Source organism: Nocardia heshunensis (genome assembly GCF_054782115.1).
In genome coordinates this window covers 640,668-663,918 of sequence record NZ_BAAGTC010000007.1, presented here as the reverse complement: position 1 = coordinate 663,918, position 23,251 = coordinate 640,668, and the positions used below count along the sequence as shown (strand labels likewise).

Here is a 23,251-nt window from a genome sequence, read left to right as displayed (position 1 = left end):
GGACAGCAGAGCTCCACAAGTTCCCGCTTCACCACAAGCCAACCGTTACAAGATAAGTAGGGGTGAATCGTGACGACCGTCCAGGAGATGAGAATCGGCGACGCCGCCGCCACGCTCGGCGTGGAGACGCACGTGCTGCGGCATTGGGAGTCGATGGGATTGCTCGCACCGCCGCGCAGCTCCTCGGGGCATCGCAACTACAACGAGCACATCCTCGATTACGCACGGGTGATCCAGAAGTTGCAGCGCACCGGGCTGTCACTGGAACAGATCCGGCAGCTCGGCATCGGCCAGTGCGACGATCGCCTGACCATGCTCGCCGAGCGCCGGGCCGAGGTGAGGGAGCGAATAACCCTACTGGAGGCCACCGATCGCTTCCTCGGGCACCTGGCCGAATGCAGTCATCCGATCATCAGTGAGTGCGCGGAATGCACGGAGTTCGCGGTGCCCCGGTCACGTTCTCGCCGCGCCCTGCGATAGATCAGTCAGCGGGAGGAGTTGGGAATGCGGGTCCACATCGAGATTTTCGCGGTGAGCGCCGCCGTGCTGGCGGCGGTCGGCTGCTCGTCGACCTCGACGACCACCGTGCCGACGTCCGTCGTTGCGGCCACGCCGGGCGTGACCGGTACTGCCGGTGGGCCGTCGGTCACTTCACGGGCGGCACAGCAGGTTCCGGTCACCATCGACCTCGCCGGTTGTGGCAGCGGGCAGGTCGATGTGACCGGTGCGGTGATGTCCCCGGCGACCGGTCACCGCGGCGTGAAGCTCACCTTCACCCTGGCCGCGGGCTCCGCTCCGTGCACGCTGACCGGCTATCCGGGCGTGGACAGCGGAGCGGGCGGCCCACTGCTGCACGCGGATCGCACACCCCGTGGATTCATGGGCGGCCTCCCGCAGGGCAGCGACGAACCGCCCACGGTGACCCTGGATTCCGAGCACCCCGCCACCGCGGTGGTCGAGGGTCTGGCCTTCGACGCCGACGGCAACGGCTGCTCGCTCTATTCGAATCTGCTGGTGACGCCGCCTAATTCGACCGATACCCGCACCGTCACAGTGACGATCGACAGCTGTGCCCTGCACGTGCACCCGGTCACCGGATAACAGCCGCTACACCGGCACCTCGGTCTCGGCGGTCACCACCACGGGGGCACCGTTGGCCGGGATATGTGTGATGTTGCGGACCTTCGACGGCTCGCTTCCCGTCCCGGCGGGCAGCGAAAGCCGGTAGCGCGTCAGGATTTCCCGCAGCACGGCCGTGCCCTCCATGAGCGAGAACCCGGCCCCGATGCAGCGCCGCACGCCGCCGCCGAACGGCAGCCACGTGTTGGGTGCGACGGAGCCGTCGAGGAAGCGTTCGGGCCGGAAGGCGACCGCGTCCGGGAAGGCCGCCGTGCGCTCGTGGGCCAGCAGGATGGATGTCGACACCACCGTGCCCTTGGATAGATCGATACCGCCGATGGTCATGTCGCGGGTCAGTTTCCGCCCGGTCGCGGCGATGACGGTGTGCAGGCGCATGGCTTCCTTGAGCACCGCCTCGAGGTACTTCTCGTCACCGTCGTGTGCCGCGCGCCGGGCCTGCGCCTGGATCTCCGGGTTCGCGGCCAGCTCGTGACAGGCCCACGACAGCGCGGATGCGGTGGTCTCGTGCCCGGCCAGCAGCAGCGTCACCAGCTGATCGCGCAACTCCTCGTCCGACAGCGGTGCGTCGGAGGGGTTTTCACCGGACCCGGCCGCCAGCAGCCGGGAAAGCACATCGGTTCGCGCGTCCACCTCCGGATGCGCACGCCGCTCGCGGATCTCGCTGTAGAGCAGCTCGTTGATGGCGTTCTGGTTGTCGTCGAAGCGTTTCCACGGTCCGCGCTGCTGCAGCCACGGATACTTCCAGCCGAAGAACATGATCGGATTGACGTTCACGATCCGGCGCAGGCGCGGGGCCAGCTGCTCGCGGCGGCGCCCGTCGGTCATGCCGAACACCACCTGCATGATGACATCGAGTGTCAGTTCGTTCATCCGGTCGAGCGTGTGCACGGTGGACCCGGACGCCCACCGGTCCACGTGTTCCTTGGCGATGCCGTCGACCAGGGCCCGATACCCGCGCAGCGACGATCCCACGAACGCGGGCATGAGCAGTCGCCGGGCCCGCGCATGCTCGTCCTCGTCGGTGAGCAGCAGGGAATGCTCACCCATGATGTTGACCAGCAGCCGATTGCCCTCCCCGGCATGCAGATCGGCCGGGTCGGCCGCGAAGATCTCCCGAATGTGCTCGGGCCGCGTGAACACCACGACGTTCTCGGAGTAGGGCGGCACCAGGTGCAGGGTGAACACGTCTCCGTACCGGCGTGCCGCCGCCCGCAGCATCGTCCCGCGCCACCTGGCGTAGAAGATGGTCTGCACGGTGCGCGGCACCGGCGGTCCGGGCGGATATCCAGTGCTCACGATGCCGGTCCCTTCCCCTGCCGCACGGTCGCGGCCGAAAACTTCTGTCCTACAGAGTAGACCGAGCGTTGTACCCAGCGGAACCGTTGGCGGTTATCGGACCGCGGCCGCGCGTCAGACGGGCAGCACCCGTACGCCGAGGGCGGTCGCAAGCACGATCGCCTGTTCCGGGTCGACGATCGCCCGCGTGATCGTGGTGGTCAGCGGGTCGAGTGCGGTGATATCGCTGCCGCGCAGGTCGGCTTCGGTGAAGTCGGCCTTGCTGAGCCACGCCCCCGACAGATCCACGCCCTGGAATGTGGCCTTCTGACAGCGGGCGAAGGTCAGGTCGACCTCACGCATGCGGAGGTCGGTGAACGTGGTGCCGCGCAGGTCCGCACCGGGCAGGCCGACGAACGACCAGTCGCCGCCCGTCGCCTTCAACAAGGTGAAGGTGCAGCGATCGAACATGCTCCCGGTGAGTTTGCAGGTCGTGAACTCGGTTTCGAAGAATCGGCAGGCGGTGAAAGTGCAGTTCAGAAATGCGGCACTGCGGTGGACAGCCTGTGCGAAGCTCACGTTGCGGAAGGCGCATTCGGTGAAAACCGTATCCCGCGTGTTGATTTCGCTCATATCTACATCGAGGAACTCGACCCGGGTGTGCTGCTCGCCGATCAGCTCGCGCCCGTACCAATCCTCCCCGCGGATGGTGCTCTCGGTCGGCGGCGCGTGCTCGCCGTCCCTACGATCGGCCAAGGCGGGGCCCGCTTCTCGACATCATGGGCTCACCGTAACGACACCTACCGACAGGACCACGCCATGCAGACCTTCCACACCCTCGACGAGTTGCGCGCCCAGATCGGTCAGGTGCTCGGTGTCAGCGATTGGCTGACGATCGAGCAGGACCGCATCGACGGTTTCGCGGCGGCGAGCGAGGATCGGCAGTGGATTCATGTCGACCCGGCCCGGGCTGCGACCGGGCCGTTCGGCAGCACCATCGCACACGGCTATCTGACGCTGTCCCTGCTGGCCCACTTCTCCTGGAACCAATTCGAGCTGCCGGGTGCCGCCATGGCCGTCAACTATGGATTGAACAAGGTGCGCTTCCCCGCACCGGTTCCGGCCGGGTCGCGACTGCGCGCCACCGGGACGCTCGACGATGTCCGCGAATTGGCAGGCGGCTGGACCGAATTGACGATCACCCAGACCGTGGAGATCGAGGGCTCAACCAAGCCGGCTTGCGTCGCCGAAACTCTCACCCGAGTGCTCTGGTCCTGAGGGGGTCCGGCGGGTACCCGTCACTTTCGAGGCGGGCAGTCGTCCAGCCTTGGACGTTCCCGACAATGCATCGCCGGTGATCGTCACCGCGAAGGTGAGATCCAGCCGCATCGGCTTGGTGACCTTCTGCCTCCAGGTGAGTCGGTCACCATCGAGCACGATGCCGGTTAGGGGCACGTCTTCGCCTGCGCCCGTTGCTGTTCCGACGAGCAGGTCCTGCTCCCTCCGGAACTCGACGACGGCGGCGATCCTGCCGATCGGGGTGGCGATGGACAGGTCCCAGATGCCTTCTGCGGACATGCTTTTCCTCTCGTTCACAATGGCTGCGGTTCGAATCAGAAGGGTGTCGGCACGGGTCCGTGACTGCGCCAGACCGTTCCGCGCCGTTCGTGCGCGAACAGCTCTTCGACCGCGTGCGCGACCTGCGGGCCGATGTGGCGTTCGAGCAGATACAGCGCCAGGTCCAGGCCGGAGGTGACGCCCGCGCCGGTGACGAGATCGCCGTCGTCGACGATGCGGGCGTGCACCGCGTGCACGCCGGTCGCGTCGAGCAGATCCAGACCCAGGTGGTGGGTGGTGGCGTACCGGCCGTCCAGCAGCCCGGCCATGGCCAGCACCAGCGAGCCGCCGCACACCGCGCTTACCGTCACCGCCGGATCGGTCATCGCCGCCCGCAGCAGAGCGGGCAACTCGGTGGTCAGGGTGCGGCCGAGCAGAACCGGGATGGTCTGATCCGGTTGCGGCCGATCGGCTTCCGCATCCTCCTCGGGTACATCGGTAAGGTCGCCGACGCGGCCCGAAGCGCCGGGCACCAGAATCAGATCCGCGCGGGCGGGGTCCAGTGTGGCGGTTGCGCGCAGCGTCAGGCCGCCGGTCCCGCTGATCACCTCGCGAGCTCCCTCCGCCGACACCAGTTCCACACTCACGGCACCGCCGGAGGCCATGCCGCCCGCGTAGAGCACCTCGTAGGGTGCGATGGCATCGAGCGGATCGAAGCCGTCGAACAGCACGATCTGGGCATGCATGGGAGTCCTGTTCCAGTGCGGTGGTTCGGCTGGGTACTCCCCGAATCTAGGATCGTTCCGCCCTGTCACCCAGTGGCATTCGTGACTACTTGCACCGGATTATTGCCAGCGCCCAGTCGGTAGTTTGGACACATGCATACGGTCGCCGTGCTCGCGCTGGACCAGGTGATCCCCTTCGACTTGGCGACGCCGATCGAGGTCTTCACCCGCACCCGGCTATCCGATGGGCGACCCGCCTACGAGGTGCGGGTGTGCGCCGAGCGCCCCGACATCGACGCCGGCACCTTCACGCTCCGCGCCCGGTGGGGACTCGACGGGCTGCACGGTGCGGACACGATCATCGTGCCGGGAACCGCCACCGCGGCCCCGCCCTCGGTGCAGGTCATCGCCGCTCTGCGGGCGGCCGCCGCGGCGGGCACGCGCATCGCCTCCATCTGCTCGGGCACCTTCCCGCTGGCCGCGACGGGTCTGCTCGACGGTCTGCGGGTCACTACGCACTGGGTGGCCGCCGCCCAGCTGGCGGCGACCTACCCGGATGTCACCGTGGACCCGGATGTCCTCTACGTCGACAACGGTCAGCTCCTGACCTCCGCGGGCGCGGCGGCGGGAATGGACATGTGCCTGCACATGATTCGCCGCGATTACGGGTCCGCCGTCGCCGCGGACGCCGCCCGGATGTCGGTCATGCCCCTCGAACGGGAAGGCGGGCAGGCGCAATTCATCGTGCACGAATATCCGCCCCAGCCGCAGGGCACCGTCCTCGAACCGGTGCTGATCTGGTTGCAGGACAACCTCGATCGCGAACTCACCCTCGCCGATATTGCCGTCCGTGCCGGTACCAGCACCCGCAGCCTGATCCGCCGCTTCCGCGAACACACCGGCACCACCCCGCTGCAATGGCTGCATCGCGCACGCATCCGGCGGGCACAGCAGCTGCTCGAAACCACCGACCACACCGTCGAGCGCATTGCCGGTCAGGTCGGTTTCGGCTCACCCGCCGCCTTCCGGGAGCGGTTCAAACGCACCACCGGCGTGAGCCCGCACCACTATCGACGTGCCTTCAGCTGAAATCGCTGTAGGACACGATTTGACCTAGTTGCTTCCTATTGTGGAGCCATGACGGTTTTCGAGCCCTTCCGAATCGACATCTCCGACAACGACATCGAGGATCTGCGTGGCCGGTTGGCGCGCACCCGCTGGCCTTCCGAACTGGCGGACGTGGGCTGGACCTACGGCATTCCGACCGCGTATGTGCGGGAGCTGTGCGAGTACTGGGGGAGCGGGTACGACTGGCGGGCACAGGAGGCCGCGCTGAATGCGTATCCGCAGTTCCGGACCGAGATCGACGGGCAGCGGGTGCATTTCACGCATGTTCGTTCGCCCGAGCCCGATGCCTTGCCGCTGGCGCTGATCCACGGCTGGCCGTTCGAGGACTTCAGCGAGCTGATCGGTCCGCTCACCGATCCCCGCGCCCACGGCGGGAACCCGGAAGATGCCTTCCATCTGGTGATTCCGACGCTGCCCGGTTTCGGGTTCTCCGGCCCGACCGAGCGTGCGGGGGACGCCGCCACCTCGCGCAGCGCCGAGTTGATCGCGAAGCTCATGGCCGCGCTGGGATACGAGAAGTACGGCGCGCAGGGCGGCGACGCCGGTTCGTTCATCGCACCGCAGTTGGGGCGGATCGCCACCGATCACGTGGTCGGCGTGCACCTCAACGACCCGATCACCGTCCCGGGCTGGAACGAGGACGGCTCCGGGTTCAGTGCGGATGATCAGGCGAAGCTGGCGCAGATGAAGGACTGGAACAGCAAGGAGACCTCCGGCTACGCGGGCATGCACAGCACTCGGCCGCAGACCCTCGCCCCGGCGATGTCGGATTCCCCGGCGGCGTTGGCGGCCTGGGTGCTGGATGTGGTGAACACCTTCAAAGATCCGGCCAAGGCGACCCCGACCGATGCCATCGATTGCGACATGCTGCTGACGAATCTCTCGGTGCTGTGGTTCACCGACACCGGCGGATCGTCCATGCGTTTGTACAAGGAAGGCCAGGTGTGGGGCGCGACCCTGCCGGACTCCGGGGTGCCGACCGGGGTGGCGGTGTTCCCGGGCAACAACACCATTCGCGGCATCGCCGAACGGCAGAACACCCTCGTGCACTGGTCGGAGTTCGATCGCGGCGGCCACTTCGCGCCCATGGAAGTCCCCGATCTGATGACCGGCGATCTGCGTGACTTCTTCCGAAAGCTGCGCGGCTCCGTCCAATAGCGCACCGCCGCAATCGCTTCCGCCGCTATCCTGCCGAGCTCTGGCAGGATAGCGGTATGGCGGAGATCCACGAGACGACCGTGACGCCCGGCAAGCTGGAACTGCTGGCGCGGTGGTTGCCCACCCGGCACTGGTATATCGGCGTCCAGGCGCCTGCCCTCACTAAGTCGGGCGGTTTCCGTCTCGATGATCCCGCGGGCGAGGTCGGGATCGAACTCATGGTCGTCACCGACACCGCCGGAGGCGATGCGGTCGTGTACCTGGTGCCGATGACCTACCGCGGCGCGCCGGTCGAGGGCCTCGACCACGCGCTGATCGGCACCGCCGAACACGGCGTGCTGGGCACCCGCTGGTTTTACGACGCCGCGCACGATCCGGTCTTCATCGAGCAGGCCGCGCACCTGCTGGCGGGCAAGGCGACCCCGCAGGACCAGAACACCAGCGATACCCCGGACCTGACCGTGCACCTGGTTCCCGGCGACATCCTCATTCCCGCACCGGGTTTCCGGCCCACCGTGATCGACACGGACGCGCACACCGATATCGCCTTCGACTCCGACCGCTCCGCCAACGCGGGCGCGGAACTGATCCGCCTGCACCGGCGTCTGCACACGGGCCCGGCCCTGGAACGCGACCGCAGCCATGTCGACGCCCTGTGGTCCGCGGCCGACGGCACCCAACTGCGCGGCATCTTCCTCAGCGCCCCCTAGCATCCTTCCGGCGACGCGCCGGACGACCCTAGATCAGCCAAACGTCCAGTTACCTGGGCATTCGGCCCATATCATGAACGCATGCCCGCCAATCGGATCGAGGGGCGAACCGACGTATTCGCCGACTGGGCTTGGCAGTCGCTGGTGGTGACCGGCGGCTGCTCGGTGATTCTGGGAATCGTGCTGATGGCCTGGCCGGACAAATCCGAGACGGTGGCGGGGATCCTCTTCGGGCTGATCCTGATGGCCACGGCGGCCGTCCAGTTGATCGTGGCGTTCGGGGCGCACATCGGAACCCCGCTGCGAGCCGTCGAGGTGGCGAGCGCGATCCTCGCACTGGCGCTGGCGTTCTCGTCGTTCCGCAGCGGGGATTCGGTTCCGCTGCTGTCCCTGTGGGTCGGCATGGGCTGGACGGTGCGCGGCATCGTGGCGGCGATTGTCGCGGTGTGGTCGGAGCAGTTCCAGGGCTCGGGCCGCCAGGAGCTGGTCGGACTGGCCACCATGGTGGTCGGGGTCGCCGTGGCGGCGGCCCCGTTCGTGTCCATGACGACGCTGTCGATCACCATCGGCCTCGCACTGCTGGCGCTCGGCGCCTCGGAGATCCTGCTGGGCGCCCGCGTCACTCGATGAAATCGCGCACGAGCTTCACCAGCTCGTCCGGCTTCTCGAACATCGGCATGTGCCCGCAGTCCAGCTCCTCGTAGACGGTGTCAGGGATGGCGGCGGCCAGTTCGCGGGGATTCTCCACGGAGACAATCGCATCGTGGGTGCAGGCGATCACCAGCGTCGGGGCTTGGATGAGCGGCAGCCGGTCCCGGGCATCGAGCCGCTGGACCAGATCCATCTGCCGCAACCGGCCCGGCGCGGGCTGGTAGGCCGCCGCCAGCTCCTCCACGCCCGCCCGGTCCAGGGTCGCCAGGTGGGTGCGGCTGAAGGCCACCAGCATGGCGAACCGCGCGAAAGTGTCGGGGGCGTCGGCGAGTTCGCGCCAGACGGTCATGACGCTGCGGAAGTATTCGTCGCTCTGCCCGGCGACACCCGTGACCAGCACCAGCCTGCGGACCAGATCGGGTCGCAGCGCCGCCAGGGTGGCGACCACCGGGGCACCCATGGAGTGGCCCACGACATCCGCCGGTTCCGAACCCACCGCTTCGATCACCGCGGCCACCTGCTCGGCCAGCAGCTCCAGCGTGAGTTCCCCGCCGTCGTCGCGCGCCGCATCGCTGCCCGAAAGATCCGGCAGCACCACGGTTCTGATATCCGCGAACGAACCGGAAACGCCGTCCCAATTCCGCGATCCCGCGCTCGTCCCGTGCACCAGCACCAGTGGGCGTCCCGTTCCCAGCACCCGATACGGCACCTGTGCGCTGCCCACCGTGATCTCGTTCATGTCGCTCTCCTGTCTGATTGTTCGACGAGATCGACGATGCCAGCGACGGAAGACGATGAGGAGCGGAGAGCATCCCCTAGGAGCGGCTCTCCTACCCTGCGCGGACGGCAGCGCCGTCGTGCTCGCTCTTGCGGAAAGCGTTGGGCGGCAAGCCGTTCCATCGGACGAAGGCGCGACGGAAGGCACGGGCGTCGGCGTAGCCGAGGCGGGCGGCGACGGTATCGACGGGCAGGTCGGTGTCGCGCAGCAGCCGGGTCGCCTGTTCGAAGCGGGCGGAGTCGAGCTCGTCGCGCCAGCTGGTGCCGCGGTCCTGCAGGCGGCGCTGCAGGGTGCGGGGGCTGATCGCCAGGCGGCGGGCGACGTCCTCGAGTTCGATCCCGCCGCGGGTGATCGACTCGTGGATCGCGCTGCGCAGCAGGCCGTCCCAATCGCCGTGGACCCGGAAGGAGTCCATCAGGAGTTGGGCGTGGTGGCGGTGGATGCGGGCCAGGTTCGGGTCACCGCCGGTGGGTAGACGACCCACATCGATGAAGGTGATCGCGGAGACCGGGGCATCGAACTCGAATCGCGCGGTGCCGAATTCGTCGACCAGCGCCCGATGACAGCGCGGCGCGGGCTGGGTGAGCGCGACCCGGACCGGGGTGAGGTGCTCACCGGTCGCCTCCCGCATCCGGCGCAGGACGAGCCCGAGCAAAAACACTTCCAGGGTCGGGATGACCATCTCGACAGCGGAAGACGTGGTGTCGTAGACGGTGAGAATGCCGCCGTCCACGACGGTGGAGCTACCGACCGAGGGTGTCGAGACGACCGATTTCAGTTCGCACATCGTCTGGAGGCTCTCGGCCAGGGTCGGGGCGCTCGAGAACAGATAATCCCAAACCCCCAGTCGCCCGCGGTCGGCCATGCCGGTGGCGAGCCGACCGGCCGACACCCCGTGGATCCCGTCCAGCAATTCCCAGATACGCCACACGGGTCCGGAGGAGATCCGCAGCGAGTTCTGCTTGAACAGACTCGGATTCAGGCCCGGGATGTTGCTCAGCTCGACCGGAGACAGGCCCGCGCGCAGGGCCGCCGCATGGACCAATGCGGCGGTGCGGGCGGGAATGGTGCCTTCGAACATGCTGCCGAACGATACGGAATGCCGGCATCGGTCCTTCCAGGGCCATCTGCGTCCCGCGAGTATGAGAGTGCGTTATGACCGCGCTAATGAACCGGACAGGAATGGTCGGTTCGGGTGCGATGACGGTGTTCCTATTCCGATCTCGTCGCTAGCGTCGCAAAACATGAAGGGGGACTTGATCTACCGATTCCGCTACGCGGTGATCGCGATTGTCGTCGGCGGGCTGCTGACATTGGGCGCCTACGGACTGGGACTCGGCGATCACCTCAGCACCGGCGGTCTGGACGATCCCACCTCACAGTCGGCGCGGGCGGCTCAGCTGAAGGACGCCACCTACGGACGTGACCACATCTCGGATGTCCTGGTGCTCTACACCGCTCCCGACGGCGGCAGCATCGACGATCCCGTATTCAGCCGGAGGATTGTCGACAACCTCAACAGCCTGCCCCGCAACCATCCCGACCAGATCGCGAAGATCAACCTCGCCTATTGGAAGACCGACACCGGCGAATTCGCTCCCGCTCTGGGGACGTCCGACAAGCGGCATGCCTTCGCCTCGGTCGCCATCAAAGGTGACGACGACACCGTCACCATGCGCAATTTCCGGGAAGTGCGGTCCGCCTTCGACATCGACGGGGTGACCGTGCAGGTCGCCGGGCTGCAACCGATCGCGGGCACCCTGTTCGACACTATGGCGCAGGATCAACGCCGGATGGAGATGCTGGCGCTGCCCGCGGTCGCGGTGCTGCTGTTCGTGATCTTCGGTGGCCTGGTCGCGGCGTCGCTGCCGTTGATCGTGGGTGGGCTGACCATTGTCGGCGCCACCGGCATCGTCATGGTGATCACGCACTTCACCGAGGTGAATTCCTTTGTGAGCGCGGTCGTCTCGATGATCGGGTTCGGACTCGCGATCGATTACGGGCTGTTCATCGTCAGCCGGTTCCGGGAGGAACTGGCCGAGGGCTACGAGACCCGCACGGCGGTGCGGCGCACGGTGCGGACGGCCGGGCGCACGGTCGCCTCGTCGGCCACCATGATCATCGCTGCCAGTTCGGGAATGTTGTTGTTCCCGCAGGGATTCCTGAAGTCCGTGGCCTACGGGACCATGGCGGCCGTGCTGCTGGCCGCCGCCACCGCGGTCACCCTGTTACCCGCGCTGTTGTCGGTGCTGGGTCCGCGCGTGGACAGCCTCGGGTGGAAGCGGCTGCGCAAGACCAGAACCGCCGAGGAAGTCGAGCGCGGCTTCTGGGGGCGGCTCACCGAATGGGTGATGCGCAATCCCGTGAAAGTCATGCTGCCGCTGACGATCCTGTTGCTGCTGCTGATCATCCCGGTCAAGAATCTGGCGTTCGGCGGGCTCAACGAAACCTACCTGCCACCGGCGGACCCGACCCGGGTGGCGCAGGCCGATTTCGACCGGCTGTTCCCGATTCGCAGTGCCGACCCGATCGAGTTGGTGATCGTGACCGATGATCCGCGGACGGTCGGCCCGATCATCACGCAGGCCGACAAGGCACCTGGCCTCGCGCCGCGAGCCGGGTTCGACGTCAAACGCACTCCGCCACAAGGTTCCAACGTGTGGGCCACCTCCGCGGCGCTCGCCGACAGTGACCACGCCGGCCCCACGATCGACTACCTCCGGTCGATGGACGTCCCCGATGGCACAACGGTTCTCGTCGGTGGCCGCCCCGCCATCCAGCAGGACAGCGTCGACTCCTTGCTCGCCCGACTACCACTGATGATCGGTCTGGTCGTGCTCGTCACGATGGTGCTGATGTTCCTCACCTTCGGCTCGCTGGTGCTGCCGATCAAGGCCGCCCTGATGAGCGCGCTCGGCCTCGGCTCCACCCTCGGCATCCTCACCTGGATCTTCATCGACGGCCACGGTGCTTCACTACTGGACTTCACCGCGCAGCCGATCACCTCACCGGTGCTCGTCCTGATCATCGCGATCATCTACGGCCTGTCCATCGACTACGAGGTATTCCTGCTCTCGCGCATGGTCGAAGCCCGCGCCCGAGGCGCGAGCACCACCGAAGCGGTCCGCATCGGCACCGCCCAAACCGGCCGCATCATCACCGCAGCCGCCCTCATCCTCCTGGTCGTCACCGGCGCCTTCGCCTTCTCCCACCTGGTGATGATGAAGTACATCGCCTTCGGCCTGGTGTCCGCCCTGTTCATCGACGCCACGGTCCTGCGCATGCTCCTGGTCCCCGCCACCATGAAGCTGCTCGGCGACGACTGCTGGTGGGCCCCAGCCTGGTTGAAGAAACTCCAACACCGCATCGGCCTCGCCGAACCGATCCTCGACGACGAGCGCCCCGGTGACGGTGACATGACAGACCTGGTCGAAACCACTCCGGTCACCGACCCGGTCACCGAGCAGATCGCATTGCTGCCGGACGGCAGACCCGCCACCCGACCACGATCCGCCCGCCGGGTGCGCCCCCGCAGAAGCAACAGCGACGCGCCCACCCTCCGCCTCGGCGACGCTGCCAAAGAAGTTGCGGGGAAGGATGGTTGACATGGGCATGGATCGGGAGAAGTTGGCGGACTTTCTGCGGCGGTCTCGGGAGCGGATCGGGCCCGAGGAAGTGGGGCTGGCGGTGGGGCCGCGGCGGCGGACGCCGGGGCTGCGGCGGGAGGAGTTGGCGCAGTTGTCGGGGGTGTCGGCGGATTATGTGATGCGGTTGGAGCAGGCTCGGAGTTCGCAGCCGTCGACGCAGATTCTGGATGCGCTCGGCAGGACGTTGCGGTTGAGTGGGGATGAGCGGGATCATCTGTTCCTGCTGGCGGGGCATCGGCCGCCGGAGGGGCCGCGGGCGGGGGAGGAGATACGGCCGGCGTTGCTGTATCTGCTCGATCGGCTGGGGGATACACCGGCGCAGCTGCTGACCGATCTGGGGGATCTGCTCGCCCAGAATGCCTTGGCCGAGGCGTTGTTCGGAGGGGAGTCCACCCTCGGGGAGCGCGAGCGCAATATCGCGTGGCGGTGGTTCACCATGCCGTCCGTGCGGGCCGCCTACCCGGAGGACGAGCACGGCGATCTCAGCCGGGAGCGGGTTGCGGATCTGCGGGCGGCCGCGACGCGGCGCGGGTACGACCGGGCGTCGACGGCGCTCGTCGATGAGCTCATCGCGGCGAGTACGGAATTCGCCGGCCTGTGGCAGCGGCACGAGGTGGCGGTGCGGCGCAGCAGCCGGTTGCGCATTGTGCACCCGGTTGTGGGGCCGATCGAATTCGACTTCGAGATGCTGCGGACCGACAGCGAGGATCAGCGACTGCGCATGTTCACCCCGCCGCCGGGATCGGCGAGTGTGCAAGCGCTGGAACGGCTTCGGGCGCTGGGCCCGGACCGGCAGCGATGAGCGGGCGGATCAGGGTGCGGGGGTGAGCCATTCGGCGACGTTGTCGCATACCCAGGCGGCGTCGTCGAGTGGCAGATCGTGTCCGGCCGCATCATGCAGGCGCAGCGGAGCCGCGAAGCGGGCGGCCAGGCGCTCCGACATCTGGTAGGGCGCGAGGCGGTCGGCCCGGGAAGCCAGGATCAGCAGCGGGACCGGGACATGGCGGGGCAGGCGGAAAGTGGCGGCGGCCAGCAACTGACCCAGAACGCTGGCGGGCAGGGGCCGGGCGTCGGCTTGGTATTGCGCCCAGGTCCGGGCGAGGGACTCCAAGTCCAGTGCCGGACTGTTGGCGGTGAGGCTCAGCACGGCGGATTCGTGCGCCAAATCGGTGCGCACGGCGCGGCCCGCGAACACGGGCAGCACGCCCCAATTGAATTCGCGGACGCGGAAAACCGCGGGGCTACTGGTGTTCACGACCACACAGCGTTCGAAATCGCGGGGATAGCGGGCGCACCAGTTCATCGCCATCATGCCGCCGAGGGAGATACCGAGCACCGACCATTGCTCGCCGCCGGTGCCGAAGCGCGCGCGGATGTCGTCGACGATCTCGGGTATCGAACGCGGTGACGGCCGGGCGTGCTCGGTGCCGAAACCTGGTGGGTCGATGGCCTCCACCCGCGCGCCCAGCGCCTCGGACAACTGCGCCGGAAACTCACCCCAATGCCGCTGATCGCGAGTCAGACCGCGCAGCAACAGCCAATTCGTCATCCCAGTCCCCAATGCTCTGGTCCGGAGCCTATCGGGAAACTCGTTTCGTCGGGCCGGACCGGTCTCGGTAGGGTGCGGGCGTGGCGAGGATTGCGTTTCTGGGGTTGGGTCGGATGGGTGCGGGTATGGCGGCGCGGTTGGTCGCTGCCGGGCACGAGGTGACGGTGTTCAATCGGTCGCCGGAGAAAGCGGCCGAATTGGTTTCGGCGGGGGCGACTTTCGCTCCGACACCGTGCGAGGCAGCGCAAGGGGTCGAGGCCATCTTCTCGATGGTCGCCGATGACGACGCCTCGCGGGCCGCGTGGCTGGGTCCGAACGGCGCATTGGCAGGGGAGTACGCGCCGAACGCCTTCGCGGTGGAGTTCTCCACCATCTCCGGACCGTGGGTGCTGGAGTTGGCGAAACACGCGGTGGCGCACGGACTCCGATACCTCGATTCGCCGGTCACCGGACTGCCCGACGCGGCCGCGGCCGGGCGGTTGACGCTGTTCGTCGGTGCGGATTCCGCCCATCTCGAGGCGGCCCGCCCGCTGCTGGCGCCCCTGTGCACCGACATTGTGCATTTCGGTGCGGTCGGCGCGGGCGCGAACTACAAGCTCATCCAGAACCTCCTCGGCTCAATCCAGATCGCGGCCACCGCCGAAGCGCTGCGGACCGCGGAGCTTGCCGGACTGGACCTGACGACCGTCGCCCAAACCCTGTCGCGGAGTGGCGCGGCCAGCCCCACGGTCATCCGGATGTGCAGCGAGATGGTGGCCGGTGTGCACGACCGCGATATCGCGTTCACGGCCGCACTTCGCCTCAAGGACACCCGCATCGGCGTCGAACTGGCCGACGCGGTGGGCAGCCCGGCCGCGCTGGGGCACACCGCGCAGGGCATCTTCGAACGGCTGATCGCCGCCGGACACGGCGAACTGAACGAGACGAAGGTCATCGACCTGCTGCGGGAGTGATCGCGAATCACCCCTGCGCCCAATCGGATTCGGATACGCTGACGGCGTGTCGGAACTCGATCGGCTGGTGGGGGTCAGCACGGTCGCGCGCGCGGACATCGAAGCGCTCGGGCAGCTCGACGAGGGGCAGTACGCGGTACTGCGGTCCGCGTTCGAACGGGCCCGGGATCGGCGCGAGCGAGAATTGAGCGCGGCCATCGACAGCGGGCTCACCCTCATCCCACCGCTATTGCGGCCGTTCGCCCGCCGCATGCTGTTCTTCTGAGGTGCCGATGACGAGTCTGGCCGCCCGCGCCGAAGTCGTGAAGCTGGCTCGCGAATTGCATATCGCGCCCGCGGATCTGGAGTTCCTGCAGCAGAGTGATCCGGTCGCGATCCGGCGGGTGCGGCAGGGGATGTACCGGGCGCTGGACGCACCCTATCGGCCCATGTTCGACCGCCTGGCCAAGGTCAGCGGGTTGATCCCGAACAGTCTCGCGATCGCCATCGCGACCCGGTTCTTCGGGCCGATGCTGTGCGGGATGGTCGCGAGCTCCCTGTCGCCAGAGCGGGCCGCGGCGCTGATCGGGCATGTGCCGTTGCCGTTCCTCGCCGATGTCGCGCCCTTTGTCGATCCGGAGGCCGCCACCCCGATCGTGCAGTGCTTCGGCGTCGACGTCATGGTGCCGGTGCTGCGGGAAATGCTGCGCCGCAAGGACTATGTGACGCTGGCCAGATTCATTGTGGCGGCATCGGATGCACAATTGCGTGCGGTGCTGCCGTATGTCGAATCCGGTGAGGACATGCTGATGGTCGCGTTCAACGCCGAACTCGACGCCGTCGCCGACAGATTTGATCTGGTGCTGCTGGAAATGCCTGACGAGGGCATTCGCGGGGTGCTGCGGGCTGCCCATGAACAGAACCTGTTCGCCGAGGCGATCACTTTCCTCGCGGTGCTCGGTACAGAAACCCTGGCCCGGGTCGCGGATCTGGCCGCCGGGATGGGGCCGGAGGTACTCACGCACCTGGTCTCCGCGACCGAGCGCGAGAACGCGTGGGCGGATCTGCTGCCCGTCGTCGGTGCCATGTCGAAGGAAAGTTTGCAGCGGCTGCTGGAACTCGATGTCTGGACCGCCGAGAATTTCGCCGCCATCGCGACCGCCGCCGAGGACAGCGGGCAGTTCGACGAATTGTCGCGGCAGATTGCCGCGGCGAGCGAGCGCCTTGCGTGACCCGTGGGGATGACTGTGCACCGCTGTCAATACCGCTGAGGTCGCACCGGAATCAGGGTCGGCGATGGATGTGCCCGGCCGCAGCCCCGAAATAGCGTGGGGGCATGTCCGAGCAGGTCGAAACGCAGGTGTCCGAGATGGTGCGGGATCGGCGCATCGGGGTGGTCGACAGTCTGCGGGGCTTCGCGCTGTTCGGGATTCTGGTCACCAATACGATCGTGGCGACCCAACTCTGGTCGTCGCCGGGTACGGGCGACGAACTGCGGCCGCTGTTCGACGGCACCGCGGACCGGTTGGTGTACGCGCTGGTCGACGGACTGTTCCTGGGGAAGTTCTATCTGCTGTTCGCGTTCCTGTTCGGCTACTCGTTCACCCTCCAGATCGCCGCCGCGCAGCGAGCGGGTGCGGCTCCGGTGCCGCGACTGATGCGCCGATCCCTGGCGCTGTTTCTCATCGGGCTGGCACATGTGCTGCTGCTGTGGCTGGGCGACATTCTCACCCTCTACGCCGGACTGTGCCTGATCCTGGTGCTGCTGCGCGGGATTCGGCCTCGTCCCGCCCTCATCGCCGGGCTGGTGCTGTATTTCGCGTTCGCGTCGCTGGCGTTCGTGCCGGGCAACGGCGGCTTGTCGGGTCTGGGGCAGATCGTCGATTTGCAGCGCATGCATGATGGCTACACGGGCAATTTCGGTGACACGCTGTCCGCGCAGCTGAGCTTCGGGCCGCAGTTCATGCTGTTCACCTTGCTGGGCCAGGGCATTCCGGCGCTGGGCATGTTCCTGGTCGGGCTCGCGGCGGGCAAGCGGCGGATCTTCGAGTATGCGGAGTGGATCACCCGCTGGCTGCCGCGGGCGCTGGCCCTGGGTTTCGGTGTGGGGCTGCCGGTTTCCACGGTCACCGTGATCATGCAGACCATGCACGGATCCATGCCCGCGTTCTGGTACGGCGTGCAGGAGCTGGCGAATCCGTTTCTGACGCTAGGTTATGCGGCGGGCATCGTGTGGTTGACTCGGTATCGGTGGGCGGGCCCGGTGGTGTGGCTCGCGCCCGCCGGGCGGATGGCGGCCTCCAACTACATCGGTCAGTCGGTGGTCATGATGGTGATCTACACCGGATATGGCCTGGCACTGGCCGATCGGGTGCCGCCCGCCGGTGTCGTCGCGCTGGCCGTGGCGACGTATGTGGCGCAGTTGCAGGGGAGTGCGTGGTGGCTGCGGCGGCACCCGTACGGTCCGGTGGAGTGGTTGTTGCGGGCCGCGACCTACCGGTCGGTTCCGTTCTGGCGGAAGGCATCGGCGTGAATTGTCGCCCACTGCCGGAAGGTTCGCGGTGCGCGGCCGGTGATCTGCTCCACGGTGGGGCGCACGATGGACTCGTCGATCGCGCCGTCGACGTAGAAATCGAAGAAGGCGTCCACGTATTCGACCGGTGTCGTCTGCAACATGTCGGCGCGCGCGTCCGCGTCGCTGAGGCCCACACAGGTTAGGTCGCGGCCGAGTACCTCGCCGAGTATCGCGAGCTGCTCGGCGGGCAGCAACGATTCCGGTCCCGTCGGCCAGAGGATTTCACCGTGCAGCGCCGGATCGGCGAAAGCTCGCGCCGCGACCGCCGCCAGATCGAAGGCATCCAGGTTCGCGGTCCGCACCGTCGGGAACGGGACTCGTACCGTGTCACCGGCCCGCAACTGCGGTAGCCAGCGCAGGGCATTGGAGTCGAAAGCGCACGGGCGCAGGATGGTCCACGCCGCGCCGCAGTCGGTGACTTCCTGTTCGGAGGCCATCATGTACCGGGTGACGGCATTGCCGGTGTCGCCGGTGGCGGCGGAGACACCCGACAACTGCACGATGTGCTCGACCCCCGCCTTGGCCGCCGCCTGCGCGATCCCGGGATAGCCGGGCAGCAGGAACATCGCACGCACCCCATTCAGGGCCGCCGCCAACGATTCCGGCGCGCCGAGATCGCCCGCGACCGCTTCGACACCGGCGGGCAGCGCAGCCTTCGCCGGGTCCCGTACTACCGCCCGCACCGGTTCGGGCCCGCTCGCCAGCGCTTGCACCAGCTCGGCTCCCACATTGCCGGTCGCGCCCGTCACCAGAATCATGCAGTCTTCTCCGTACCGTCCCGTATCTCGGGACCTCCTTCAGGCTTACACGAAAACCGTACTGCCGGAACGAATCCGCTCCTGTTCAGGGCAGATCGTAGGCCGTGGGATGCCGAGGCTGATAGAGCCCGATCTCCCCGGCCCCTGGAACCCGCAACCGGGTGAGTAGACCCCACCCGGCATTGCTGATCTCGGCGGTGAATTCGACGCCCTTGGCCCGCAATTCGTCCACGGTGGCGGTCAGGTCGTCACACATGAGATACAGCTCGGCCCGCCCACTGTCGGCGGGTTCGGTCGGATGAACCGCGATCTCGGCGGGTGGCGACTTGAAGATCAGCCATCCGTCGTTCGCGTCCACATTCGCTAGTCCGAGCACATCCCGGAAGAATGCCCGAGCCGCCTCGGCGTCCTCGGCATAGAGGATCGTGTGCGCAGCATTGATCATGCGCCCGACGCTACCGCCTGCTCACAGCGCCGCGAGGCAGGCGCGAGCCACCTCCACATCCTGGTCGGCGGTGCCGCCGGAGACACCGACCGCGCCGATGATCCGACCCTCGGAATCGGCGATCGGAAGTCCACCGCCGAAGGAGATCAGCCCGCCGTTGCTCCACTCGATGCCGTAGATCGGTCCGTCCGGGCGCGAGATCTCCCCGAGCGTCGCGGTCGGGAGGTGAAAGAGAATGGCGGTCTTGGCCTTGCGCTGGGCCAGATCGATGCAGCCCAGCAGCGCATCGTCCTTTCGGCTGAAGTGCAGCAGGTGCCCCGCCTGATCGACGATGGCGATATTCATCGCAACGTGAATGCCCTCGGCCGCCTTGTGTCCGGCGTCGGCGATGCGGGCTGCGATATCCATGGAAAGTGTTGTCATGCCATCGAGATTCGTCGCGGTGAGGCCGACGAACCAGGGCGTCTCGTACCGGGGGACCGCGTCCCTGGGTACGACACCACCAGGAACCGAACCCGGTGCAGCGCTGTCGGTGCGCTGTCGGTGGCCTGTCAGCGCTACCCGGCACTGTCGATCCCAGCACAGAGATCCGCTTCGGGCGGAGTTCGAGGAAGGTCGGCGCGATGTCGAACATGGGATTGAATGCACTGGTCAGCGAGTTCATCGAAACCAGTGGGGTGCCTGGCGTAGTCGCCGGGGTGTATCACGCGGGGCAGCAGGAAGTAGTCGCGCACGGGGTGACCAATGTGGTCACCGGCGAGCGGATGCGGGAGGGCACCGGATTCCTGCTCGGATCGATCACCAAGGTGCTGACTACGACTCTGGTCATGCAACAGGTGGAGCAGGGCCGCATCGATCTGGACGAGCTCGTCGTCACCTATCTGCCGGAGTTCCGCCTCGCCGTCGCGGGTGCGGAGGACATCCGTATTCGGCATCTGCTCAATCACACCAATGGCATCGACGCCGATCTGTACTTTCCCGATGCCGACGGTCCCGAGGCGCTGCGCATCGCGGTCGACGGGATGGCCGAACAGGTCGGTACGCTGTTCGCGCCCGGCGAGCACATCAGCTACTCCAACGGCGGCATGATCGTCGCGGGGCGCGTGCTCGAGGTGGTGACCGGACTGCCGTATCACGAACTGCTGCAACGGAATCTGTTCTCCCCGGCCGGAATGACCGGCGCGGTGACCAGCCCCGCGCAGGCGATCCTGCGCAGCACCGCCGTGGGCCATTTCCCCACCCTGGAGGGCGCGCGCCGCACGGACCTGTTCAAACTTCCCGACACCTGGGGCCCGGCCGGTTCCTCGGCGATCGCCGGGATCAGCGATCTGCTGGCCTTCGGCCGCACGCATCTCGACGGCGGTATCGCGCCCTCAGGAAGCCGGGTGCTCTCCGAAGAGTCAGCCCGGCGGATGCAGACAGTCACGCATTCCGCTGACAGCCTGCACATTCCGCCGATCGGCCTGGGCTGGCTGCTCATGCCCTTCGGCGACATCGAGGTGCTGTCGCACTCCGGGGCCTCGCCGGGCGGGGTCGCCGTGCTGGTCGCGGTGCCCGGCCACGACCTGGTCTTCGCCGCCTACGGCAACGACGCCCGCGCCATGATGCTGTTCGATCGAATCCTGTTGTCGCTGTTGCGAGATCGCCTGGGCGCCACCGTCCCCGACCTGATCACCGCCACGGTCGAGGCCGACGACCTGACCCGTTACGAGGGCACCTACCGCTCCAACCAGCTGCGCATCGACGTCCGCGCGGTCGACGGCGCGCTGGAGGAGACCACCACCTACGAACCCGCCGACGACGCCCAGTCCCGCATCTTCACCGCCTTCGTCGGCGGTTCGATCCCGGTCATGACCCGCCGCTACCTCCCCGTCGGCAAGGACCTGTTCGCCCCCGCCGGACTGCCATTGGAGATGTTCACCGGCTACTCCCGCCAACTCCTGGTCTCGTACCACGACTTCCGCAGCGGCCAGCCCCAATACCGTTCGGCCGGGGGCCGTGTAACCCACCGCGCTGTCGACTGACCCTGCCCGGGCGGCCAGTCGACGTTGTCAGTCCGGCAGCCAGTTCAGCTCGCGTGCCAGCGTTTTGGCGACGGCACGGACGCGGCCGTGCAGTGGTGATTGCACGCTCGGGAGAACCAGATGGAACGTCTGGCTGGGCGCGCCACGCAGGGGTCGCCAGGTGAGACCGGCGGGGGCGAGGGTGAGCGCGGATTCTCCGGCCGGAGCGAGGGTGAGTCCGTCGCGCAGGTCGCGCTGGGACATATCGAAAGAGATTGCGGGCGTGTGGAATCGGGGGCGTGGTCGAATGTCCCGGAACGGTGTGGACAACAGGTCGTGGATCACGGAGTTTGCCGCACGGTCCGGGAGTCGCAGCGGATACGCGGCGGCGTCGGCGGCCTCGATCTCCGGGTGTTCGGCCAGCGGATGGTGCTCCGCCAGCTGGACCCCGATGCGCTCACGCCGCAGCAGGTACCGGCGCACCCCACGACCAGGCTGCGCACCGCGGGTGATTCCGGCGTCGATGCGGCCGTCGGCGACCGCGGGGGAGATCTCGGGTGTCGTCATCGGGACCGCGCTGACCTCGAGTCCGGGACAGCTGCGGATCAGCTTGTCCACCAGCGCCGGTGCTGTCTCGGCCCCGGTGCTGAGGCTGTATCCGATGCGGAAGGCGCCCAGTTCACCGGCCCCGGCCCGCCGAGCGGTCTCCCAGGCCCGGTCCAGCGCCGCGAGCGCCGGCGGCGCGGACTCCGCCAAAGCCGCACCGGCCGTTGTCAATACGACACTGCGCGTGTTGCGAACCAGCAAGGCCGTCCCGAGCTCCGCCTCCAACCGGCGCATCCGGGCACTGAGTGCGGGCTGCGCGATCCCGATCCGTGCGGCCGCCCGGGTGAAGTTCAACTCCTGCGCCAGCACCAGAAAGTACCGCAGGCTCACCGTATCCGGCGCCACATCCCCTCCCCACCAACTAATAACGATCCGTTCCGACTCTATCCCGTGTTGATCTTTCCCCCGACCCCACATCACGCCCTAACCTGCGGATACGACATTTCAACCGAACGGAGATCCCCATGCATAAGCTGCTGGTCCTCTACCCCCAGCCCACCGACCCCGACCACTTCCGCGACTACTACGTGAACACCCACATCCCACTGGTCCTGAATTGGCCCGGCCTACTCGCCTGCCGCTACAGCTTCGACGTGGCCGCACCCACGGGAGAACCCCCGTATTTCGCGGTCTTCGAAGCCGACTTCGCCGACGCCGCCGCCCTGGCCGCAGCCCAGTCCTCGGAACAAGGCAAGCGAGTCTCCGCCGACGTCGCCAACTACGCCACCGGCGGCGTAGTCGTCATCGACTATCCGGTCCAAGACGCCACCGACCGTGGAGTTACGGGTCGAGGGTGAGGCCGGTCTCGGCGAGGAATCCGTCGAGGAGGCCGTTCACCATCGAGCCCGCGGTCGAGTCCGTTCCGGCCAAACGTGATTCAGTTCCTGTCGAGCAGATCGGCGACGCGCACGAGCTGCCCCGCGAACTGCTGAATCAGCCGGGGATCTCGCAGTTTGCCCGAAATCGGTGTGTACGTGAGCAATTCATGATCGACCACGCTCCAGGCGGGAATCGCACCGGCCGCGTGTGCAGCCACGAGCGCCGGGTTCAGTGTGACCCTAGCGTCCTCGGGCACGGCCGCTGCGACCCGGAAACGGGCGTCGAACTCGGCATTTCCGGTCGCGAAGGGATCGTCTCCCAGGAGTTTTCGCCCGACTTTCGACAGCGGTCCGCGCGGCAGCACGGCCAACCGCGGATACGGCCGATTCAACAAAGCCACTGCGGCGAGGTAGCGCTTCCGCTTGGGGACCGGAACATTGCCGACGGTGGCAGTCGTCCAATACGAATATTCCGCCACGGCCAGCAGGCGCCCGCTCAGCCATCCGGTCACCGCCAGGCCGACCCCGCGTTGGTTGCGGCCCGGCAGCCGACGGGTCCAACCCACTCGCGGCCGCTCCTCGAAGCGCCAACCCGATGTGTCCGCCCAGTCTCGAATCCGCGCAGTGCGCAACTCCGTCATGCCGATCGCCTTCGCCCGTCCTTCGCCAGTGATCGACCCGCCCCGAACCTTTGTGTACGTGAGCAATTCGCCGCTGTGCAGACTCCAGTTTGGCACGACCCCGGCGATCAGCGCCGCTACCAACAGCGGTCCCTACCCGGGATTCGCCGGGCCGA

26 protein-coding genes and 1 pseudogene are annotated in these 23,251 nt (G+C 67.4%); 15 read left to right on the top strand and 12 right to left on the bottom strand.

The window, feature by feature from the left end; translation table 11 throughout:
- Positions 1-69: 69 nt before the first annotated feature.
- The gene (locus ACYVN4_RS26300; RefSeq protein ID WP_460724656.1) at positions 70-480 is read left to right on the top strand and encodes a MerR family transcriptional regulator; all 411 of its coding nucleotides are present in this window, start codon (positions 70-72) and stop codon (positions 478-480) included.
- A gap of 24 nt (positions 481-504) precedes the next feature.
- Entirely contained in the window at positions 505-1,101 is a 597-nt protein-coding gene (locus ACYVN4_RS26295; RefSeq protein WP_460724655.1) for a DUF4232 domain-containing protein, read from the top strand.
- A 6-nt stretch (positions 1,102-1,107) separates the two neighbouring features.
- On the opposite strand, the gene ACYVN4_RS26290 is transcribed toward ACYVN4_RS26295, so the two are convergent.
- Positions 1,108-2,436, bottom strand: coding sequence for a cytochrome P450 (locus ACYVN4_RS26290; protein WP_460724654.1), 1,329 nt, complete (start codon positions 2,434-2,436; stop codon positions 1,108-1,110).
- Positions 2,437-2,550: 114 nt separating this feature from the next.
- On the bottom strand, positions 2,551-3,171 hold the full coding sequence (locus tag ACYVN4_RS26285) for a pentapeptide repeat-containing protein (RefSeq protein ID WP_460724653.1): 621 nt from the start codon (positions 3,169-3,171) through the stop codon (positions 2,551-2,553).
- 63 nt (positions 3,172-3,234) lie between these two features.
- On the opposite strand from ACYVN4_RS26285, the gene ACYVN4_RS26280 reads away from it, so the two are divergent.
- A complete protein-coding gene (locus ACYVN4_RS26280) occupies positions 3,235-3,693 on the top strand; it encodes a MaoC family dehydratase (RefSeq protein ID WP_460724652.1) in 459 nt (152 codons plus the stop codon).
- On the opposite strand, the gene ACYVN4_RS26275 is transcribed toward ACYVN4_RS26280, so the two are convergent.
- Entirely contained in the window at positions 3,640-3,993 is a 354-nt protein-coding gene (locus tag ACYVN4_RS26275; RefSeq protein ID WP_460724651.1) for a hypothetical protein, read from the bottom strand. The two genes, ACYVN4_RS26280 and ACYVN4_RS26275, sit on opposite strands and share 54 nt — an antisense overlap.
- A 35-nt stretch (positions 3,994-4,028) precedes the next feature.
- The gene (locus tag ACYVN4_RS26270; RefSeq protein ID WP_460724650.1) at positions 4,029-4,718 is read right to left on the bottom strand and encodes a DJ-1/PfpI family protein; all 690 of its coding nucleotides are present in this window, start codon (positions 4,716-4,718) and stop codon (positions 4,029-4,031) included.
- A gap of 132 nt (positions 4,719-4,850) precedes the next feature.
- On the opposite strand from ACYVN4_RS26270, the gene ACYVN4_RS26265 reads away from it, so the two are divergent.
- From ACYVN4_RS26265 to ACYVN4_RS26250, 4 genes are all read left to right on the top strand, one after another.
- Positions 4,851-5,786 carry a GlxA family transcriptional regulator gene (locus ACYVN4_RS26265; protein ID WP_460724649.1) on the top strand — a complete coding sequence of 312 codons (936 nt, stop codon included), beginning with the start codon at positions 4,851-4,853 and terminating at the stop codon, positions 5,784-5,786.
- A gap of 48 nt (positions 5,787-5,834) precedes the next feature.
- The gene (locus ACYVN4_RS26260; protein WP_460724648.1) at positions 5,835-6,983 is read left to right on the top strand and encodes an epoxide hydrolase family protein; all 1,149 of its coding nucleotides are present in this window, start codon (positions 5,835-5,837) and stop codon (positions 6,981-6,983) included.
- A 56-nt stretch (positions 6,984-7,039) separates the two neighbouring features.
- Complete coding sequence (locus ACYVN4_RS26255; protein ID WP_460724647.1) at positions 7,040-7,693, top strand: maltokinase N-terminal cap-like domain-containing protein; 654 nt, start codon at positions 7,040-7,042, stop codon at positions 7,691-7,693.
- An 81-nt stretch (positions 7,694-7,774) separates the two neighbouring features.
- The gene (locus ACYVN4_RS26250; protein WP_460724646.1) at positions 7,775-8,323 is read left to right on the top strand and encodes a DUF308 domain-containing protein; all 549 of its coding nucleotides are present in this window, start codon (positions 7,775-7,777) and stop codon (positions 8,321-8,323) included.
- Here ACYVN4_RS26250 and ACYVN4_RS26245 read toward each other — a convergent pair.
- Entirely contained in the window at positions 8,313-9,083 is a 771-nt protein-coding gene (locus ACYVN4_RS26245) for an alpha/beta fold hydrolase (protein ID WP_460724645.1), read from the bottom strand. The genes ACYVN4_RS26250 and ACYVN4_RS26245 overlap by 11 nt on opposite strands.
- A 91-nt stretch (positions 9,084-9,174) precedes the next feature.
- On the bottom strand, positions 9,175-10,203 hold the full coding sequence (locus tag ACYVN4_RS26240; RefSeq protein ID WP_460724644.1) for a helix-turn-helix domain-containing protein: 1,029 nt from the start codon (positions 10,201-10,203) through the stop codon (positions 9,175-9,177).
- A gap of 163 nt (positions 10,204-10,366) precedes the next feature.
- Between ACYVN4_RS26240 and ACYVN4_RS26235 the strand changes: the two are divergent.
- Positions 10,367-12,712: pseudogene (locus ACYVN4_RS26235) on the top strand (MMPL family transporter); the annotation flags it as partial.
- A gap of 16 nt (positions 12,713-12,728) precedes the next feature.
- A complete protein-coding gene (locus ACYVN4_RS26230) occupies positions 12,729-13,571 on the top strand; it encodes a helix-turn-helix transcriptional regulator (protein WP_460724643.1) in 843 nt (280 codons plus the stop codon).
- Positions 13,572-13,580: 9 nt separating this feature from the next.
- On the opposite strand, the gene ACYVN4_RS26225 is transcribed toward ACYVN4_RS26230, so the two are convergent.
- Complete coding sequence (locus ACYVN4_RS26225; protein WP_460724642.1) at positions 13,581-14,318, bottom strand: alpha/beta fold hydrolase; 738 nt, start codon at positions 14,316-14,318, stop codon at positions 13,581-13,583.
- 80 nt (positions 14,319-14,398) lie between these two features.
- On the opposite strand from ACYVN4_RS26225, the gene ACYVN4_RS26220 reads away from it, so the two are divergent.
- The 4 genes from ACYVN4_RS26220 (at position 14,399) to ACYVN4_RS26205 (ending at position 17,783) form a co-directional block, all read left to right on the top strand.
- Positions 14,399-15,271: an NAD(P)-dependent oxidoreductase gene (locus tag ACYVN4_RS26220; RefSeq protein ID WP_460724641.1), complete on the top strand. Its 873-nt coding sequence runs from the start codon at positions 14,399-14,401 to the stop codon at positions 15,269-15,271.
- A 46-nt stretch (positions 15,272-15,317) separates the two neighbouring features.
- Entirely contained in the window at positions 15,318-15,536 is a 219-nt protein-coding gene (locus ACYVN4_RS26215) for a hypothetical protein (RefSeq protein WP_460724640.1), read from the top strand.
- A 7-nt stretch (positions 15,537-15,543) separates the two neighbouring features.
- The gene (locus tag ACYVN4_RS26210) at positions 15,544-16,482 is read left to right on the top strand and encodes a hypothetical protein (RefSeq protein WP_460724639.1); all 939 of its coding nucleotides are present in this window, start codon (positions 15,544-15,546) and stop codon (positions 16,480-16,482) included.
- A 104-nt stretch (positions 16,483-16,586) separates the two neighbouring features.
- Positions 16,587-17,783: a DUF418 domain-containing protein gene (locus ACYVN4_RS26205; RefSeq protein WP_460724638.1), complete on the top strand. Its 1,197-nt coding sequence runs from the start codon at positions 16,587-16,589 to the stop codon at positions 17,781-17,783.
- Here the strand turns inward: ACYVN4_RS26205 and ACYVN4_RS26200 are convergent.
- The 3 genes from ACYVN4_RS26200 to ACYVN4_RS26190 all read right to left on the bottom strand — a co-directional run bounded on the left by ACYVN4_RS26200 (position 17,744) and on the right by ACYVN4_RS26190 (position 19,451).
- The gene (locus ACYVN4_RS26200) at positions 17,744-18,583 is read right to left on the bottom strand and encodes an NAD(P)H-binding protein (RefSeq protein ID WP_460724637.1); all 840 of its coding nucleotides are present in this window, start codon (positions 18,581-18,583) and stop codon (positions 17,744-17,746) included. The two genes, ACYVN4_RS26205 and ACYVN4_RS26200, sit on opposite strands and share 40 nt — an antisense overlap.
- A gap of 85 nt (positions 18,584-18,668) precedes the next feature.
- The gene (locus tag ACYVN4_RS26195) at positions 18,669-19,028 is read right to left on the bottom strand and encodes a VOC family protein (RefSeq protein ID WP_460724636.1); all 360 of its coding nucleotides are present in this window, start codon (positions 19,026-19,028) and stop codon (positions 18,669-18,671) included.
- Positions 19,029-19,049: 21 nt separating this feature from the next.
- Positions 19,050-19,451, bottom strand: a complete 402-nt coding sequence (locus ACYVN4_RS26190) for a GlcG/HbpS family heme-binding protein (RefSeq protein WP_460724635.1) — start codon at positions 19,449-19,451, stop codon at positions 19,050-19,052.
- Positions 19,452-19,651: 200 nt separating this feature from the next.
- Here ACYVN4_RS26190 and ACYVN4_RS26185 point away from each other — a divergent pair, with 200 nt between their 5' ends.
- Positions 19,652-21,052: a serine hydrolase domain-containing protein gene (locus ACYVN4_RS26185; RefSeq protein WP_460724634.1), complete on the top strand. Its 1,401-nt coding sequence runs from the start codon at positions 19,652-19,654 to the stop codon at positions 21,050-21,052.
- A gap of 27 nt (positions 21,053-21,079) precedes the next feature.
- Here the strand turns inward: ACYVN4_RS26185 and ACYVN4_RS26180 are convergent, their stop codons facing one another.
- Positions 21,080-21,982: a LysR family transcriptional regulator gene (locus tag ACYVN4_RS26180; protein WP_460724633.1), complete on the bottom strand. Its 903-nt coding sequence runs from the start codon at positions 21,980-21,982 to the stop codon at positions 21,080-21,082.
- 119 nt (positions 21,983-22,101) lie between these two features.
- Between ACYVN4_RS26180 and ACYVN4_RS26175 the strand changes: the two genes are divergently transcribed.
- Positions 22,102-22,434: an EthD family reductase gene (locus ACYVN4_RS26175; protein ID WP_460724632.1), complete on the top strand. Its 333-nt coding sequence runs from the start codon at positions 22,102-22,104 to the stop codon at positions 22,432-22,434.
- An 80-nt stretch (positions 22,435-22,514) separates the two neighbouring features.
- Here ACYVN4_RS26175 and ACYVN4_RS26170 read toward each other — a convergent pair whose 3' ends face one another.
- The gene (locus ACYVN4_RS26170; protein WP_460724631.1) at positions 22,515-23,219 is read right to left on the bottom strand and encodes a hypothetical protein; all 705 of its coding nucleotides are present in this window, start codon (positions 23,217-23,219) and stop codon (positions 22,515-22,517) included.
- Positions 23,220-23,251 lie beyond the last annotated feature (32 nt).

Excerpts from the sequence above, each read along its gene's own strand:
- ACYVN4_RS26245 (WP_460724645.1), bottom strand. The coding sequence starts at position 9,083 with ATGAACGAGATCACGGTGGGCAGCGCACAGGTGCCGTATCGGGTGCTG.
- ACYVN4_RS26255 (WP_460724647.1), top strand. The coding sequence starts at position 7,040 with ATGGCGGAGATCCACGAGACGACCGTGACGCCCGGCAAGCTGGAACTG.
- ACYVN4_RS26275 (WP_460724651.1), bottom strand. The coding sequence starts at position 3,993 with ATGTCCGCAGAAGGCATCTGGGACCTGTCCATCGCCACCCCGATCGGC.
- ACYVN4_RS26270 (WP_460724650.1), bottom strand. The coding sequence starts at position 4,718 with ATGCATGCCCAGATCGTGCTGTTCGACGGCTTCGATCCGCTCGATGCC.
- ACYVN4_RS26260 (WP_460724648.1), top strand. The coding sequence starts at position 5,835 with ATGACGGTTTTCGAGCCCTTCCGAATCGACATCTCCGACAACGACATC.
- ACYVN4_RS26230 (WP_460724643.1), top strand. The coding sequence starts at position 12,729 with ATGGGCATGGATCGGGAGAAGTTGGCGGACTTTCTGCGGCGGTCTCGG.
- ACYVN4_RS26265 (WP_460724649.1), top strand. The coding sequence starts at position 4,851 with ATGCATACGGTCGCCGTGCTCGCGCTGGACCAGGTGATCCCCTTCGAC.
- ACYVN4_RS26205 (WP_460724638.1), top strand. The coding sequence starts at position 16,587 with ATGTCCGAGCAGGTCGAAACGCAGGTGTCCGAGATGGTGCGGGATCGG.
- ACYVN4_RS26195 (WP_460724636.1), bottom strand. The coding sequence starts at position 19,028 with ATGATCAATGCTGCGCACACGATCCTCTATGCCGAGGACGCCGAGGCG.
- ACYVN4_RS26240 (WP_460724644.1), bottom strand. The coding sequence starts at position 10,203 with ATGTTCGAAGGCACCATTCCCGCCCGCACCGCCGCATTGGTCCATGCG.
- ACYVN4_RS26185 (WP_460724634.1), top strand. The coding sequence starts at position 19,652 with ATGTCGAACATGGGATTGAATGCACTGGTCAGCGAGTTCATCGAAACC.
- ACYVN4_RS26295 (WP_460724655.1), top strand. The coding sequence starts at position 505 with ATGCGGGTCCACATCGAGATTTTCGCGGTGAGCGCCGCCGTGCTGGCG.
- ACYVN4_RS26280 (WP_460724652.1), top strand. The coding sequence starts at position 3,235 with ATGCAGACCTTCCACACCCTCGACGAGTTGCGCGCCCAGATCGGTCAG.
- ACYVN4_RS26210 (WP_460724639.1), top strand. The coding sequence starts at position 15,544 with ATGACGAGTCTGGCCGCCCGCGCCGAAGTCGTGAAGCTGGCTCGCGAA.
- ACYVN4_RS26225 (WP_460724642.1), bottom strand. The coding sequence starts at position 14,318 with ATGACGAATTGGCTGTTGCTGCGCGGTCTGACTCGCGATCAGCGGCAT.
- ACYVN4_RS26175 (WP_460724632.1), top strand. The coding sequence starts at position 22,102 with ATGCATAAGCTGCTGGTCCTCTACCCCCAGCCCACCGACCCCGACCAC.
- ACYVN4_RS26250 (WP_460724646.1), top strand. The coding sequence starts at position 7,775 with ATGCCCGCCAATCGGATCGAGGGGCGAACCGACGTATTCGCCGACTGG.
- ACYVN4_RS26190 (WP_460724635.1), bottom strand. The coding sequence starts at position 19,451 with ATGACAACACTTTCCATGGATATCGCAGCCCGCATCGCCGACGCCGGA.
- ACYVN4_RS26200 (WP_460724637.1), bottom strand. The coding sequence starts at position 18,583 with ATGATTCTGGTGACGGGCGCGACCGGCAATGTGGGAGCCGAGCTGGTG.